The organism is Streptomyces sp. NPDC091287 (assembly GCF_044768525.1).
Classification (GTDB): Bacteria; Actinomycetota; Actinomycetes; order Streptomycetales; family Streptomycetaceae; genus Streptomyces.
This window is the reverse complement of the sequence record NZ_JBIVUV010000012.1, coordinates 223,193-235,581: the sequence shown is the minus strand read 5'-3', so window position 1 is coordinate 235,581 and position 12,389 is coordinate 223,193. Positions and strand designations below refer to the sequence as shown.

15 protein-coding genes and 1 pseudogene are annotated in these 12,389 nt (G+C 69.6%); 6 read left to right on the top strand and 10 right to left on the bottom strand.

Going from position 1 to position 12,389, the window contains the following annotated elements; translation table 11 throughout:
* Positions 1-2 precede the first annotated feature (2 nt).
* The 6 genes from ACIQRW_RS22035 to ACIQRW_RS22010 form a co-directional block, all read right to left on the bottom strand.
* Positions 3-1,331: an LPXTG cell wall anchor domain-containing protein gene (locus ACIQRW_RS22035; RefSeq protein ID WP_403762856.1), complete on the bottom strand. Its 1,329-nt coding sequence runs from the start codon at positions 1,329-1,331 to the stop codon at positions 3-5.
* Positions 1,328-2,413: a hypothetical protein gene (locus tag ACIQRW_RS22030; protein WP_403762854.1), complete on the bottom strand. Its 1,086-nt coding sequence runs from the start codon at positions 2,411-2,413 to the stop codon at positions 1,328-1,330. Before ACIQRW_RS22030 ends, ACIQRW_RS22035 begins: the two co-directional genes overlap by 4 nt.
* A gap of 124 nt (positions 2,414-2,537) precedes the next feature.
* Positions 2,538-3,332 (bottom strand): MerR family transcriptional regulator, encoded by a 795-nt coding sequence (locus tag ACIQRW_RS22025; RefSeq protein WP_403762852.1) that lies wholly within the window; start codon positions 3,330-3,332, stop codon positions 2,538-2,540.
* Positions 3,333-3,347: 15 nt separating this feature from the next.
* The gene (locus ACIQRW_RS22020; protein ID WP_403762849.1) at positions 3,348-4,109 is read right to left on the bottom strand and encodes an ABC transporter permease; all 762 of its coding nucleotides are present in this window, start codon (positions 4,107-4,109) and stop codon (positions 3,348-3,350) included.
* A complete protein-coding gene (locus ACIQRW_RS22015) occupies positions 4,106-4,915 on the bottom strand; it encodes an ABC transporter ATP-binding protein (RefSeq protein WP_403762846.1) in 810 nt (269 codons plus the stop codon). Before ACIQRW_RS22015 ends, ACIQRW_RS22020 begins: the two co-directional genes overlap by 4 nt.
* 291 nt (positions 4,916-5,206) lie before the next feature.
* Positions 5,207-5,659 carry an ATP-binding protein gene (locus tag ACIQRW_RS22010; RefSeq protein WP_403762843.1) on the bottom strand — a complete coding sequence of 151 codons (453 nt, stop codon included), beginning with the start codon at positions 5,657-5,659 and terminating at the stop codon, positions 5,207-5,209.
* A 245-nt stretch (positions 5,660-5,904) separates the two neighbouring features.
* Between ACIQRW_RS22010 and ACIQRW_RS22005 the strand changes: the two genes are divergently transcribed.
* Positions 5,905-6,756, top strand: coding sequence for a helix-turn-helix domain-containing protein (locus ACIQRW_RS22005; RefSeq protein WP_403762840.1), 852 nt, complete (start codon positions 5,905-5,907; stop codon positions 6,754-6,756).
* Between the two features lie 10 nt (positions 6,757-6,766).
* Positions 6,767-6,964, top strand: coding sequence for a DUF397 domain-containing protein (locus tag ACIQRW_RS22000; protein ID WP_397746932.1), 198 nt, complete (start codon positions 6,767-6,769; stop codon positions 6,962-6,964).
* A gap of 339 nt (positions 6,965-7,303) precedes the next feature.
* Here ACIQRW_RS22000 and ACIQRW_RS21995 read toward each other — a convergent pair whose 3' ends face one another.
* Complete coding sequence (locus ACIQRW_RS21995) at positions 7,304-7,438, bottom strand: hypothetical protein (protein WP_403762837.1); 135 nt, start codon at positions 7,436-7,438, stop codon at positions 7,304-7,306.
* A gap of 52 nt (positions 7,439-7,490) precedes the next feature.
* Between ACIQRW_RS21995 and ACIQRW_RS21990 the strand changes: the two genes are divergently transcribed.
* Positions 7,491-7,661, top strand: a complete 171-nt coding sequence (locus ACIQRW_RS21990) for a hypothetical protein (RefSeq protein WP_403762834.1) — start codon at positions 7,491-7,493, stop codon at positions 7,659-7,661.
* A gap of 27 nt (positions 7,662-7,688) precedes the next feature.
* On the opposite strand, the gene ACIQRW_RS21985 is transcribed toward ACIQRW_RS21990, so the two are convergent.
* Positions 7,689-8,153, bottom strand: a complete 465-nt coding sequence (locus ACIQRW_RS21985; RefSeq protein ID WP_403762831.1) for a spore-associated protein A — start codon at positions 8,151-8,153, stop codon at positions 7,689-7,691.
* A gap of 267 nt (positions 8,154-8,420) precedes the next feature.
* On the opposite strand from ACIQRW_RS21985, the pseudogene ACIQRW_RS21980 reads away from it, so the two are divergent.
* Positions 8,421-8,675 (top strand): annotated as a pseudogene (locus ACIQRW_RS21980) (maleylpyruvate isomerase family mycothiol-dependent enzyme); the annotation flags it as partial.
* 48 nt (positions 8,676-8,723) lie between these two features.
* On the opposite strand, the gene ACIQRW_RS21975 reads toward ACIQRW_RS21980, so the two are convergent.
* Positions 8,724-9,419: a fascin domain-containing protein gene (locus ACIQRW_RS21975; protein ID WP_403762829.1), complete on the bottom strand. Its 696-nt coding sequence runs from the start codon at positions 9,417-9,419 to the stop codon at positions 8,724-8,726.
* Positions 9,420-9,639: 220 nt separating this feature from the next.
* On the bottom strand, positions 9,640-10,053 hold the full coding sequence (locus ACIQRW_RS21970) for a MerR family transcriptional regulator (protein WP_403762826.1): 414 nt from the start codon (positions 10,051-10,053) through the stop codon (positions 9,640-9,642).
* A gap of 170 nt (positions 10,054-10,223) precedes the next feature.
* On the opposite strand from ACIQRW_RS21970, the gene ACIQRW_RS21965 reads away from it, so the two are divergent.
* Positions 10,224-11,300, top strand: coding sequence for an alkene reductase (locus ACIQRW_RS21965; protein ID WP_403762823.1), 1,077 nt, complete (start codon positions 10,224-10,226; stop codon positions 11,298-11,300).
* 140 nt (positions 11,301-11,440) lie between these two features.
* A complete protein-coding gene (locus tag ACIQRW_RS21960) occupies positions 11,441-12,376 on the top strand; it encodes a phosphatidylinositol-specific phospholipase C domain-containing protein (protein WP_403762820.1) in 936 nt (311 codons plus the stop codon).
* Positions 12,377-12,389: the final 13 nt, after the last annotated feature.

Sequence of the window (12,389 nt, the reverse complement as noted above, 5' to 3'; positions counted from 1 at the left end):
CGTCAGGCGCCGGAACCGGCCTTACGGCGACGGACGACGAACACCGCCGCCGCGCCGAGCACCACGGCCGCGCCGCCCGCGAGAGCGATCGAGGTGGTGGCAGAGGACGAACCGGTGGCGGCGAGGCTGCCGTCCGTGCCGGTCTTCGCCGGGGTGCCCGACGTCGAGCCCTGCGGCTGGTGGCCGGAGCCGTTGCCGCCGGGCTTCGTGGACGTGGCGGGCTTGGGCTTGGCGTCCTCGGTCTTGCCGGGCTTGCTGCCGGCGGCCTTGACGTCGAACTCGTACATGTCCGCGCCGACCGTCCCGCCGCAGGAGCCGTCCTTGTTGTAGAAGTCGGCCGCGATGAAGGCGACACCGTTGCCGGCCGGGGTGGCCTTGTCGAGGGTGAGGCGCATCTTCAGGTCGGCCCGGGCGCCGGGCTTCAGCGCGCCGACGGCGTCGATGTAGTCGTCCTTGACGTTCTTCCACTTCGGGGACGACTCGGTGGACCACTGGAGGCGGAAGAACTTGCCCGTGTCCTTGAGACCGGTCCTGTCGGTCGCGTGGACTCCGGTGTAGGCGATGATCTCGTCCATGTGCCGGTCGGAGCCGTTGGTCACCCGGAGGGAGAAGGCGGTGGTCGTCCCGGCGACGAGCTCGGTCGGCAGTCCGGTCACCACGGCGGTGAGGTCGTTCTCGGGCTCGCAGTCCTCGCCCTCGTCGACCTCCTCCTCCGCCTCCTTCTTGGCCTTGGCGAGCGCCGCGTCGGCCGCGATCTTCGCGGCGAGCGCGTCATCGAGGGCCTTGTCGGCCACGCCGGCGACGCGGAACGCCTCGATCCGTGCGTCGCTGACCGCATCGCGGGCGTCGGCGGCCTTGGTGTCGGCGGCGGTCTTGGCGGTGGCAGCCGTCGCCGCGGTCGCCTCGGCCTCGGAGAGAGCGGTCGCCGCGGCGGTCTTCTGCTCCTCGGTGGCGTCGGCGGGCAGGGCGTCGAGGGCGGCCTTCGCATCGGTCACCGCCTTGTCGGCGGCGTCCTTCGCGGCTGCGGCGTCCTTCGCGGCCTCCTTGGCGGCGTTGGCGGCGACCATGAGGGGGTGGCTGTCCTGGGACAGTTCCTCGAGAGTCCTCCGCACCGTGATCTGGGCCTTGTCACGAGCCTTGACGGCCTCTTCGTACGCCTTCTGCGCCGCGGCGGCGGCCGCCTCCAGTTCCTTGATGGTCGGCTTGCTCGACTTGTTCTGCGTCTGCGTCACCGGCTTGGTGTCGGCGAACGCGGGGGTGACGGAGAGCAGCACGACGGGGGCGGTCACGGCGGCGGCGACGGCGGTGGCGAGAGCGCGGCGAATCTTCACATGATCCCTTGGGTCGGGTCCGAACGGCGGAAAACGCTGAGGGGCGGCTGCCACGGCGGAACGATCACGCGGGCGACCTGTGCCGATCGTATGGGGATCCTGTGAGCGGGGCGGGGGATTATGCCGGGCCCCGGGGGCGGGACGGCGCCCCTTGGATCGGACAGACGCCACCAAAGCGCGCAGTTGCCCTCGGATTCCAACTTTTCGCTGTGACGAAAGCCATGCGGCCGGGCTGCCCGTGCTGCCCGTGCGGCCGCGCCCGCCAGGTCAGGCGGCGGCAGTTCGTGCGTCTTCGCTTCGGTGTGTGCGGTGTGTGCGGTCGGGGGCGGGACCAGCGGTACGAAGAGTGGGGGCGGTAGCGGTACGGAGGGTGAGGCCTGCGGCGGCCCGGACGGTACGGGGAGGGGTGCGGGCGCTTCCGGTGCGGGCGTCTCGGACGGTCCGGGCAACTCGGGCGGCTCGGGAGGCATGGGCTGTCCGGTCGCCGGTGCCGGTGCGGGTACGGGCGTGGGTGGTTGGGGCGGTGTCGGTGCGGCTGCCGGGCTGCGGGGGTGCAGCAGCGCGGTGGGCTGGTTGCAGAAGACCGTGCGGGTGATGACCCGGCCGCTGGGCAGTCGTTCCCGGACGCGTTGCAGGTAGCCGAGGGCTTCCAGTTCGCGCAGGCCGGCCGCGATGCGCTTCTCGCCTTCCCGGCACCGGGCGGCGAGTGCCTTGATGCTCACTTCCACGCCCTGGGGCAGCGACTGGATGCGTACGGCGATGCCGATCGCGGTGCAGCTGAGGTCGGGATGCTGGGCGAGGTGGTTGCCGACGACGGTGAAGCGGTCGGTGTGCGGGATGACGATGTGGATCACGCCGGAGGCGGGCAGTGGTCCGGGAACCTCTGCCAGGGCGCGGGGCCAGGTATCGAAGTCGAAGGCGACTTCGCCCAGGCGCCATTCCTCACGGTAGTTCTCCTGGTAGCGGACTACGCGCAGGCCGATGGTGCGGAGGATCTCGGCCATGGCGTGCGGGTCGGACACCTCGGTCTCGATCTCGGTGGTGCCGTCGATCGTCGTGGAGTCGGTGACCTGCTTGATCACCAGGTCGCGGTGGCGCTCGGTCCGGTCGGCGGTCTATCGGCGGTCATCCACCTGGAGCGGCAACGCCTTGGCGATGCGGACACCGTCCGGGACCGCTGTGACGCGGGCGCAGGCATTCTTGCCTTCACGATGGCGGCGGCTCAGGGTTGAGCCTGTCGGCAGGCACTCGCTCGATGCGGGTCCAGCCCCTCCAGCCCCGCTCCTCCAGGATCGCCAACAGCCGAGCGGCGTGCGGTGAGGAGCCGGCCGTCGTGGAGTCCAGCAGGTCGACGAACTGGTCGTCGATGCCGTCATCGGCACCCGTCTCGCCGGCGTCCACCGCGCGCATCATCAAGCGCTCCATGATGTCGGCGACCTCAACGACCCGCGGATCGTTGGCCGGCCAGTCGAGTGCCCCGCTGAGCAGGCTGTAGAGCTTCACCATGTCGGGGTCGTCCAGCTCCTCGTGCTTCTTGGCGATCACGGAGTCGATCGCATGCGGCACCTGGGCGGCGATCATGATCCAGGCGTCCCGCTCCATCTCGATGTACCGCTCCTCGACGCCGAGACCGCGCAGCCGGTCGAGGTAGTCCACGACACTCTGCGGGAGCGCCAGGTGCTCTCCGGCGGCAAGGCGGGCGAGTCGGCTGCGAGTGTTCTGCAGCCGACGGATCTCGGCGCGCAGGGCCTGGTCGATCTCCTGGACGCCGCCGGCGAACTCCTCCGGGCCGGCGGCGAGGAGTTCCTGGACCCGAGCCAGCGGCACGCCGGCGTCTGCGAGGGTGCGAATCCGGATCAGTCGCACGACCGCGACAGCGTCGTAGGTCCGGTATCCGGACCGGTCCCGCTCGGCCTCCGGCAGCAACCCGATCCGGTGGTAGTGGCGTACCGCCCGCACCGTCACCCCGGCGTACGCCGCGAGCTGGCTGATGGTGAGCATGGGTCTCAGCCTGCCTCAGGCGATCTTCCGGCGGTAGGCGGCCATCGCGAAGACGTACGCCACGACGAGGATGCCGACGCACCACGCGAGGGCGGTCCAGATGTCGTCACCGACCGGCCGCTGGGCGAACAGGTCGCGGATCGTGTTGACGATCGACGTCACCGGCTGATGTTCGGCGAACCAGCGCACCGGGCCGGGCATCGTCTTCGTGGGCACGAACGCCGAGCTGACGAACGGCAGGAAGATGAGGGGGTAGGCGAACGCGCCGGCGCCCTCGACCGTCGACGCGGAGAGCCCGGGGATCACGGCGAGCCACGTCAGCGCCAGGGTGAACAGAAGCAGGATGCCGGTGACCGCGAGCCACGCCGACACTCCTGCCCCTGAGCGGAAGCCCATGAGCACCGCGACGCCCGCCACGAGCACGAGAGCGATCAGGTTGGCGACCAGAGAGGTGGCGACGTGGGCCCACAGCACACCCGACCGCGCGATCGGCATGGACTGGAATCGTTCGAAGATGCCGCTCTTCACATCGGTGAACAGCCGGAACGCGGTGTAGGAGACGCCCGATGCGATGGTCATGAGCAGGATGCCGGGCAGCATGTAGTTCACGTACGAAACCGACCCGGTATCAATGGCGCCGCCGAACACGTAGACGAACATCAACATCATGGCGACCGGCGTGATGGCGGTCGTGATGATGGTGTCCATGCTGCGCGTGACATGGCGCAGGGTCCGCCCCGTGAGCGCGACAGTGTCGCTGAAGAAGTACGTGGTCATCCTCGTCCCCCAGGTGTCGTGCCGGTGATGTCGCTCTTGTCGCCGCTGCCGACGACTGCGAGGAAGATCTCCTCGAGAGTCGGCTGTTTCTCGACGTACTCGACCTTGGCGGGTGGGAAGAGCTGCTTGAGCTCGGCGAGAGTGCCGTTCACGATGATCCGACCCTGGTGGAGGATCGCGATCCGGTCGGCCAGCTGCTCGGCCTCGTCCAGATACTGCGTGGTGAGCAGCACCGTCGTTCCGTGACCGGCAAGCTCCTTGACCGCCTCCCACACCTCGATCCGCGCCTCGGGATCAAGACCGGCCGTCGGCTCGTCCAGGAAGATCACCGGCGAACTCCCGATGAGGCTCATCGCGATGTCCAGTCGGCGGCGCATCCCACCCGAATACGTGGACACTCTCCGCGCGCCCGCCTCACTCAGCGAGAATCGCCTCAGCAGGTCATCCGCGATCGCTTCGGGGTCCTTGACGTGGCGCAGCCTGGCGACGAGGGCGAGGTTCTCCCGGCCGGTGAGGATCTCGTCGACGGCCGCGAACTGTCCGGTGAGACTGATGGACTCCCGCACATTCGCCGGTTGCGTGGCAACGTCGAAGCCATTGACGCTCGCCGCCCCCGCGTCGGCCTTCAGGAGCGTGGCGAGAATCCTCACGGTCGTGGTCTTGCCCGCCCCGTTGGAACCGAGCAGGGCGAAGATGCTGCCCGGCGCCACGTCGAAGTCCACACCGCGCAGCACTTCGAGCTTCCCGTACGACTTCTTGAGACCTTGCACGCTAATCGCCGGTCCGGCGATCGATGGGACTGTCATGGTCGTCTTCCTCCCTCGTGGGGCTGTTCCAAGCGAATGCTCGGAAGCTCCTCCCAGAGGGTGGAGGGTTGACCCAGCGTCAAGGTCAAGCCCGTCCCGACCGAAGTCCGCATCGGACCGTTACGGCAGTTCAGCGTGGCCAACGCGAACCATCCCCACCACACGGTGCGGAAGACCCGTGGTCATCTCGACGCTGCCCAGGCCCATCTCTCGGCCCCGGCGCGAGGGTGACCCCGGCGGCGAGCGCGCCGAGAACGAGGGCCGCCACCGCGAAGCCCCACGGAGTGACGCTCACGGCCTCGGCTCCGGTCGCCCGAGCGTGAACCAGACGGCCTTGCGCCCGGGGTGCCGGCGATCGCCGCCGCGCGTCCCCCAGGCCAGCGCCAGGCTCTCCACCAGGACGAGCCCTCGCCCGCCCTCCGCCTCCGGGCTTGCCCGCAGTGCGCCGAGCGCGCCGGTGAGCGGGCTGCCCTCATCCGCGACGGTGACGGTGACCCGCTTCCGGTTGACGGCCGCGTGGACCCGGATCAGTGGCGTACCGGTGTGGCGGTGGGCGTTGGTGACCAGCTCGGTCACACAGATCCGGGCGTCGTCGACCAGCCCGAGGTGCCGGCTGACCTCCAGCAGCGAGGTGACGAAGTCCCGCGCGATGCGTGGGGCGCTCGCGGTGTTCGGCAGGGTGAGCCGATAGACCTCGCCGCCGAGCGGGTTCGGTTGTACGGGAGTTGGGGTGGCAGCGGTCATGTCGGTCTCCCTGTGCGGTCCGGTTCGGTGAACGGTTGCGCTGCGCCCGCCCGTGGCGATGGCCGCGTCGCCACACGTGTCAACGCGCGGCGAAGCGACTGCACTTCGGGTACGAGGTGAAGCGCGGTGCTGTGACGAACCGTAGCGCATTGTCTAACGCGTTAGACGTCTTCTCATAAAATGCTCGACCAGTTGGATGCCTGGAGAGTGGGGGTCCACACTGGGACCCGACAAGAGGAGGGCCGATGCCATCGAGGAAGGCGCCCACGGCGCGTCAGCGTCGACTGGGTACCGAGCTGCGTCGGGTTCGTGAGCACACTGGGCTGTCGCTCACCGGAGCGGCGGCGATGCTCGGTACGGACCGCACCACCATCAGCAACATCGAATCCGGAAGGTTCGGTGTGAGCGCCGAACGTGTCCGCGCCTGGGCCGGCCACTATGGATGTCCCGACCATGCCTATGTCGAGGCGCTCGCCGAAATGGCCACGGAGCGCATAAACGGCTGGTGGGAGGACTATCGGGGGCACCTCGCCAGTGATGCTCTCGATCTGGCCGAGCTGGAATATCACGCGGTCGGCATCAGATCAGTACAGATCATGTATATGCCCGGCCTGCTCCAGACCGAGGATTACGCACGCGCAGTCTTCGCGGAGAGTGTGCCGCCGCCCACCCCCGCCCGCCAGAGGCGCCAGCTGTCGCATCGGCTGAGGCGTCGCGACGTACTCGACCGGGTCGAACTGACCTCTTGTACGTTCCTGATCCACGAGGCGGCGCTGCGGATGACCTACGGCGGTACGTCGGTTGCCCGCAGTCAACTTGACCACCTGCTGCGTCAGTCGGACCGGGAGAACGTCGTCATCCGCGCGATCCCCTTCGCGGCAGGCGGTTTCCCGTACGCCAGCAGTTCGGCACACTACGTCTACGGTGTCGTTCCGCAGCTCGACACTGTCCAGACGGATACCTCGACCGGGTCGGGTTTTCTGGATTCGGAGACGAGTCTGGAGAACTGGCGAGTCGCGCTGGACCGAACTGAGGAGAGATCTCTCGACCCGGAGAGCTCGCGAGACTTCATTCGCGGAATCGCAAAACAAGTATGAAGGCGTGAGAATGGTGGAAATCCAGTGGCGCAAGTCATCGAAGTCCTCAAATGCGGAGGGCTCCGACTGTCTGGAACTCGCTGAGCACGGCGGTGAGATCCTGCTTCGCGAGAGCGACAATCCCGACGTGATCGTCCGTACCACGCGCGCCAAGCTCCGGGCGTTCCTGGGCGGTGCGAAGGAAGGCGAGTTCGACGACTTGGCCTGAGCTTCCATGCTTGGGCAGCGGGCGGCCCCCACCGGCGCAGGTGGGGGCCGCCCGTGTTTTCTGTCGCGCCGCACAGATTTGCACCTCACCCGTTAGACGTCAAACACTTGAAACGGGTCGGCTTCACACGCTAGCTTCCTGCTGTGCCGCCGTACTCATCGGCGGCCAACTCCCCTGCCGTCTGCGCCCGTTGGGGGAGCGTCGAACCGGGGCGCCCCCTCGTCGCAGCTCGTCACGCCGGCCGTGGCCTGGGGGCGCTTCCGGTGCTACGTCTGGAGGCTGTGCCGTGTGCGACCCCGATCCCGATCCGACGCGGCCCGAAGGCTCCGCCCTGCACGCCTACTGGTGCGAGCGCTCCACGTACCCCTTGTTACGCGGCAGCGCCCCCGACGCCTTCGTGCGGTACTCCGTGCCCACCGCGACCGAGGCGATCCGGCTGTTCCAGGCGGAAGCGCGGGCTGTCGCGGAGACCATGGCCCCCGACGCACGTCGGGAGGCCCGGGAGCGGATTGACGAGGGAGGCCGCGTGCGGGCGATCGCCGCCCTGCACCGGGGGCGGACCTGCGGGTTCTCGCTCGGGCACGGGGACCGGTGGACGGAGTGGACCGTACGCCCGTACCTCGCGTTCTCCGTGGCTGCCCGGCACCTGCTGCCCGTCCTGCCCCCGGGATGCTGCCTGTGCGGGGCGTCACGCTAGGACGGCCCGGATGCCGAACGCGCGGGATCAGCGCCGGTTCGCCGCCAGCGAGCCGCAGTTGGTGCCGTTCTTGCCCGCCACCTCGCCGGAGATCTCGCCGCGCCACGTCACGCACAGACCGCGTGCGTCGAGATAGACCGGTCCCGCGTACGTGGTGTAGTACCCCGTGTCCGTGACCGTCGTGGTGGGCGAGGCGAAGCCGAGCGAGGCCGTCATGTGCACGGCCTTTCCGGGCGTGGTGCGGACGGTCACCACGCAGTTCTTGCCGGTGGCGGAGTTGTACGTGAGGAAAACCGTGCCCTTGGTGCCGATCTGCGCGGAGTTCACCACGGAGTAGCCGCCGCCGCAGGCGCCGTTGTACTTCGCGGCAGCGGCGGCCTTCGGTGCCGCGGCCTTCGGCGCGGCCGCGGCGGCCGGGGCGAGGGCGATCGCTGCGCAGGCGGTGGCGGTGACGGCGGCGCCGATGGCCGATGCGCGTCGGATGTTGGTCATGTCGTTCCCCGGTTTCTCGAACGGTCATGGCGGGACGCCTGGTCCGGCGCCCGGATCCCCACCCCTTGAAGTGGTGTGGGTCACGTCCTGTTGGATAGGTCGTGACACGTTGGAGTTGTGCTGTCGGCGCGCTGTTACGAAGTCATGACACAGTTGGACAAGATCACCTTTCTTGATCCATTTCCGGTGGTCGGTGATGCGATGAGCTTCGGTGGCGCCCCCGGTCTCATACGGCAGATGTGGTTACCGGTTCGCGTGGAGGCAGCCGTGGAGAGCGACACGAAGCGCGGGATCTGGCGCATGGTGCACGCCGAGCGCGCCGCGCTGATCGAGGACCTCGCGCGACTGGAGCCCGGGCAGTGGGAGACACCGTCGCTCTGCGCGGGGTGGACGGTGCGCGATGTGGCCGCCCATCTGGTCGACACCGCCCTTACGACACGTACCGGCTTCGTGGCCGGCCTCGTGCGGGCACGCTTCGACTTCGACCGCCAGAACGGCGTGGTCCGGGCGCGCTCCGCGACCCGGCCTCCGTCCGGGTGCTGAGGGAGGCCGGGGCGCGGGCGGGCGTGGTCAGCCGACGATGTTGTACAGGTCGAACTGCTCCCAGGAGCCGGTGACGTCGGCGGAGCGGGCGCGCAGCGTGTACTGGAGCGAACCCGTGTAGCTGTTCTCCATCGCGACGAAGAGGTTGTTCAGGGTGGACCGGAGCGCGTAGAGGTTCAGGTCCTCGTTGTGGTAGAGCACGAACCGCTCCCACCCGCCCGCAGTCGTCGAACGGGCCCGCAGCACGTTCTGCGCCTGGCCGGTGAAGTTCTTTTCGACCGCCACGTAGCGGTTGTTCGCAAGGGACTTGAGGGCGATGGTCTGGCTGGCCTCGTCCCACTCGAACGCGAAGCTCTCCCAGGCGCCGAAGACATGGGTGGAACGGGCGCGCACCGCACCGGTGTTGGGCTCGGCGTAATTGACCTCGGTGACCGCGAACCTGCCGTTGCGCACCGACTTGATTGCCATGGGGCCGGACTCGTCGGCCGGGGCGGCGGCGCTCCTGCCGGAGGCGGACAGGGACGGCTGTCTGTCGGTCGACTCGGCGATGTGTGCCAGGTCGTCGCCGTTCACCTTCTCCCAGCCCGCGGGGACGTCACCTGCGGAGACTTCGCTCGCCGAGGCGCCGGCCGCGCGGTCGTTGTGCGGGGCGGCTCCGGCCGCCGGGGCCGCCAGGACGGAGGCGGTCAGCAGGGCGCTCAGGGTAAGGAGAGCGGGGGTCATGCGTCGCACAGGTCTTCCTCGCTTTTCATTTGCCTAGCATTCCGGATTCCGGAATGCGCGGAGAGTGGAGAGAAAGGGTCCGGCTGCCGCTCGCTCGCGTGCCGGGAACCCCGAAGTGGCCCCAGGTTAAGGCCAGTTCGAGATCTCCGGTAAGGGTTTTCAGGGCGACCCGGGAATTTCGGAAACAGCCGCGCTGAATATATTCTTCCGCTGTTTTCCGTTAAGAAAGACGCCCCGCTCCGTCTTTGTCGCGGACACTTTGCGCCGCCCCCGGGTGCAGCGTGCCGCGGTGGGCCCGGTTGACGGCCATCAGGGCGTCCAGGGCGTCCCGGGTGGAGCGGAGGTCGTCGATGTGCGCGGAGAGCCGCTCCCGCTCCTGCTCCATCCGCTCCATCGCCGCGTCGGAGGTCTCCTCGCTGGGCGCGTCGACGCAGGGCAGCAGCTCCGTGATGGTGCGGCTGGACAGGCCGGCGGCGTAGAGCCGCTGGATGAAGTGGACCCGCTCGACCTCGGCGGGGGTGTAGTGCCGCTGGCCGCTCGGGCTGCGGCTGCTCGTCAGGAGCCGCTGCTCCTCGTAGTAGCGCAGGGACCGGACGCTGGCCCCCGTGACGGCCGCGAGCTCTCCGATGCGCATGCGTGTCCCTCCTGCTCCTCGCCGACGGGATCTCCGTACGGGTGGGATCTCCGTGTGGGTGGGATCTCCGTGCGGGCGGGCTTGCCCCTCACATTGATGTCAGGTTTTAGCGTAGCGCCGTACCCGGTTCACGGGTGCTACGGATCTGATGGAGCCAGGAGATTCGCGCTATGAACCAGAGCCTTTTCGACAGCTACCGCCTCGGTGACCTGCGGCTGCCCAACCGGGTGGTGATGGCGCCGATGAGCCGCGTCCGGGCGGTCGCCGGAGGGCTGGCGACACCGTCGATGGCCACGTACTACGCGCAGCGGGCGTCCGCCGGGCTCATCGTGAGCGAGGGGGTGCAGCCGAGCCTGGTGGGGCAGTCCAACCCCGGTACGCCGGGACTCCACACCGACGAGCAGGTCGCCTCGTGGCGGCCGGTGACCGCCGCGGTGCACGCCAACGGAGGCCGGATCTTCGCCCAGATCATGCACGGCGGCCGGGTCTCGCACCCGGACACCACCGGACTGCGGCCGGTCGGGCCCTCCGCCGTCGCGGCGGTCGGCGAGGTGTTCACCCCGACGGGCCCGCAGCCCGTGCCGGTGCCGCGCGCCCTGGAGACCGCCGAGGTGCCCGAGCACGCCGAGTCCTACGCGTCGGCTGCCCGCCGGGCGGTCGACGCCGGGTTCGACGGCGTCGAACTCCACGGCGCCAACGGCTACTTGATCTCCCAGTTCCTCTCCTCGAACGCGAACCTCCGCACCGACCGGTACGGCGGGTCCCTCGCCAACCGGGTGCGGTTCGCCGTCGACGCGATGGCGGCGACCGTCGACGCCGTGGGCGCGGCCAGGACCGGCATCCGGCTCTCGCCGGGCGGGACGTTCTGGGGCGTCGAGGAGCGGGACGTCCCCGAGCTCTACGCCGTACTGCTGGCGGAGTTGGCGCGCCTGGAGCCGGCCTACGTGCACCTGGAGGCGACGGTCGACGACGACGTGCTGGTCGCCCTGCGCCGTGCGTGGCCCGGCACGCTGATCATGAACCCGGTGCTGCCGATGGGGGCCGAGCGCGCCGGGCGTCCGGACGCGGACCGCTGGCTCGGGCTGGGTGCCGATCTCATCAGCTTCGGCCGGGCCTTCATCGCCAACCCGGACCTGGTCGAGCGGATGCGCGCCGGGCTGCCGATCGCCCCGGAGGACGAGGCGACGTATTTCCAGGGGGGTGACACGGGGTACGTCACCTATCCCTCGTACCAGCACGCGGGCTGAGCCGGGAGCGGGGCCGGGGGCCACCTCTGGAAGAGGCCGGGGGCGCCCGACCTCTTCCAGAGGTGACGTGTGCCCGTCAGAATCCAAGGGCCCAGGGGGCCAAAACCCCCTACCCCCCACGGCCCTTGGAGGCACCCCGTATGTCCAGCCCCAGCCCCGCGCGCACGCCCGAGCCCCTGTCCCGGCCCTCCCGCCGGGGCTTCCTGGCCGGCGCCCTCGCCGTCTCCGCCACCGCGATCGTCGGCGCGGCGCCCGCCGTCGCCGTCACGCGGGAGACCGGCCGGGCGATCCGGGGGACGCGGGACTGGATGGCCGCCCTGCCCGACGGCACCGCGCTCCGGCGGCTCACGATCCCGGGCACGCACGACTCGGGGGCCCGGTTCGGCGGGCCCTGGTCGGAGTGCCAGAACACCACGATCGCCCAGCAGCTGGACAGCGGCATCCGCTTCCTCGACGTACGGTGCCGGCTCATCGACGGCTCGTTCGCGATCCACCACGGGGCCTCGTTCCAGAACATGATGTTCGGCGACGTCCTCGTCGCCTGCCGGGAGTTCCTGGCCGCGCGGCCGACCGAGACCGTGCTGATGCGGGTCAAGCAGGAGCACTCCTCGGAGAGCGACACCGCGTTCCGGGCGGTCTTCGACGACTACCTGGACGTACGCGGCTGGCGGTCGCTGTTCCGCCTCGACGCCACCCTGCCCGACCTCGGCGGAGCCCGGGGCAAGGTGGTGCTGCTCGCGGACAACGGCGGGCTGCCCGGGGTGCGGTACGGGGACCAGGCCCTCTTCGACATCCAGGACGACTACATGGCGGAGCCGTTCGCCAAGTACCCCAAGATCGAGGCCCAGTTCCGCAGGGCGGCCCAGCAGCCGGGCAAGTTCTTCATGAACTACGTGTCCACCGCGGCCCTGATGCCGCCCCGCTGGAACGCCGACCGGCTCAACCCGCAGGTGCACTCCTTCCTGGAGCGCGCGGAGACCGCAGGGTGGACGGGGCTCGGCATCGTCCCGCTGGACTACCCGAACCAGCGGTCCGGCCTGGTCGAGTCGCTGATCCGGCACAACCCCACGGGGTGAGCGGCGCCCGCCG

Coding starts and splice junctions, on each gene's coding strand:
- ACIQRW_RS21965 (WP_403762823.1), top strand. CDS start 10,224: ATGAACCAGAGCCTTTTCGACAGCTACCGCCTCGGTGACCTGCGGCTG.
- ACIQRW_RS22010 (WP_403762843.1), bottom strand. CDS start 5,659: ATGACCGCTGCCACCCCAACTCCCGTACAACCGAACCCGCTCGGCGGC.
- ACIQRW_RS21985 (WP_403762831.1), bottom strand. CDS start 8,153: ATGACCAACATCCGACGCGCATCGGCCATCGGCGCCGCCGTCACCGCC.
- ACIQRW_RS22000 (WP_397746932.1), top strand. CDS start 6,767: ATGGTGGAAATCCAGTGGCGCAAGTCATCGAAGTCCTCAAATGCGGAG.
- ACIQRW_RS22015 (WP_403762846.1), bottom strand. CDS start 4,915: ATGACAGTCCCATCGATCGCCGGACCGGCGATTAGCGTGCAAGGTCTC.
- ACIQRW_RS22005 (WP_403762840.1), top strand. CDS start 5,905: ATGCCATCGAGGAAGGCGCCCACGGCGCGTCAGCGTCGACTGGGTACC.
- ACIQRW_RS21970 (WP_403762826.1), bottom strand. CDS start 10,053: ATGCGCATCGGAGAGCTCGCGGCCGTCACGGGGGCCAGCGTCCGGTCC.
- ACIQRW_RS22025 (WP_403762852.1), bottom strand. CDS start 3,332: ATGCTCACCATCAGCCAGCTCGCGGCGTACGCCGGGGTGACGGTGCGG.
- ACIQRW_RS21995 (WP_403762837.1), bottom strand. CDS start 7,438: ATGGTCTCCGCGACAGCCCGCGCTTCCGCCTGGAACAGCCGGATCGCC.
- ACIQRW_RS21960 (WP_403762820.1), top strand. CDS start 11,441: ATGTCCAGCCCCAGCCCCGCGCGCACGCCCGAGCCCCTGTCCCGGCCC.
- ACIQRW_RS21975 (WP_403762829.1), bottom strand. CDS start 9,419: ATGACCCCCGCTCTCCTTACCCTGAGCGCCCTGCTGACCGCCTCCGTC.
- ACIQRW_RS22020 (WP_403762849.1), bottom strand. CDS start 4,109: ATGACCACGTACTTCTTCAGCGACACTGTCGCGCTCACGGGGCGGACC.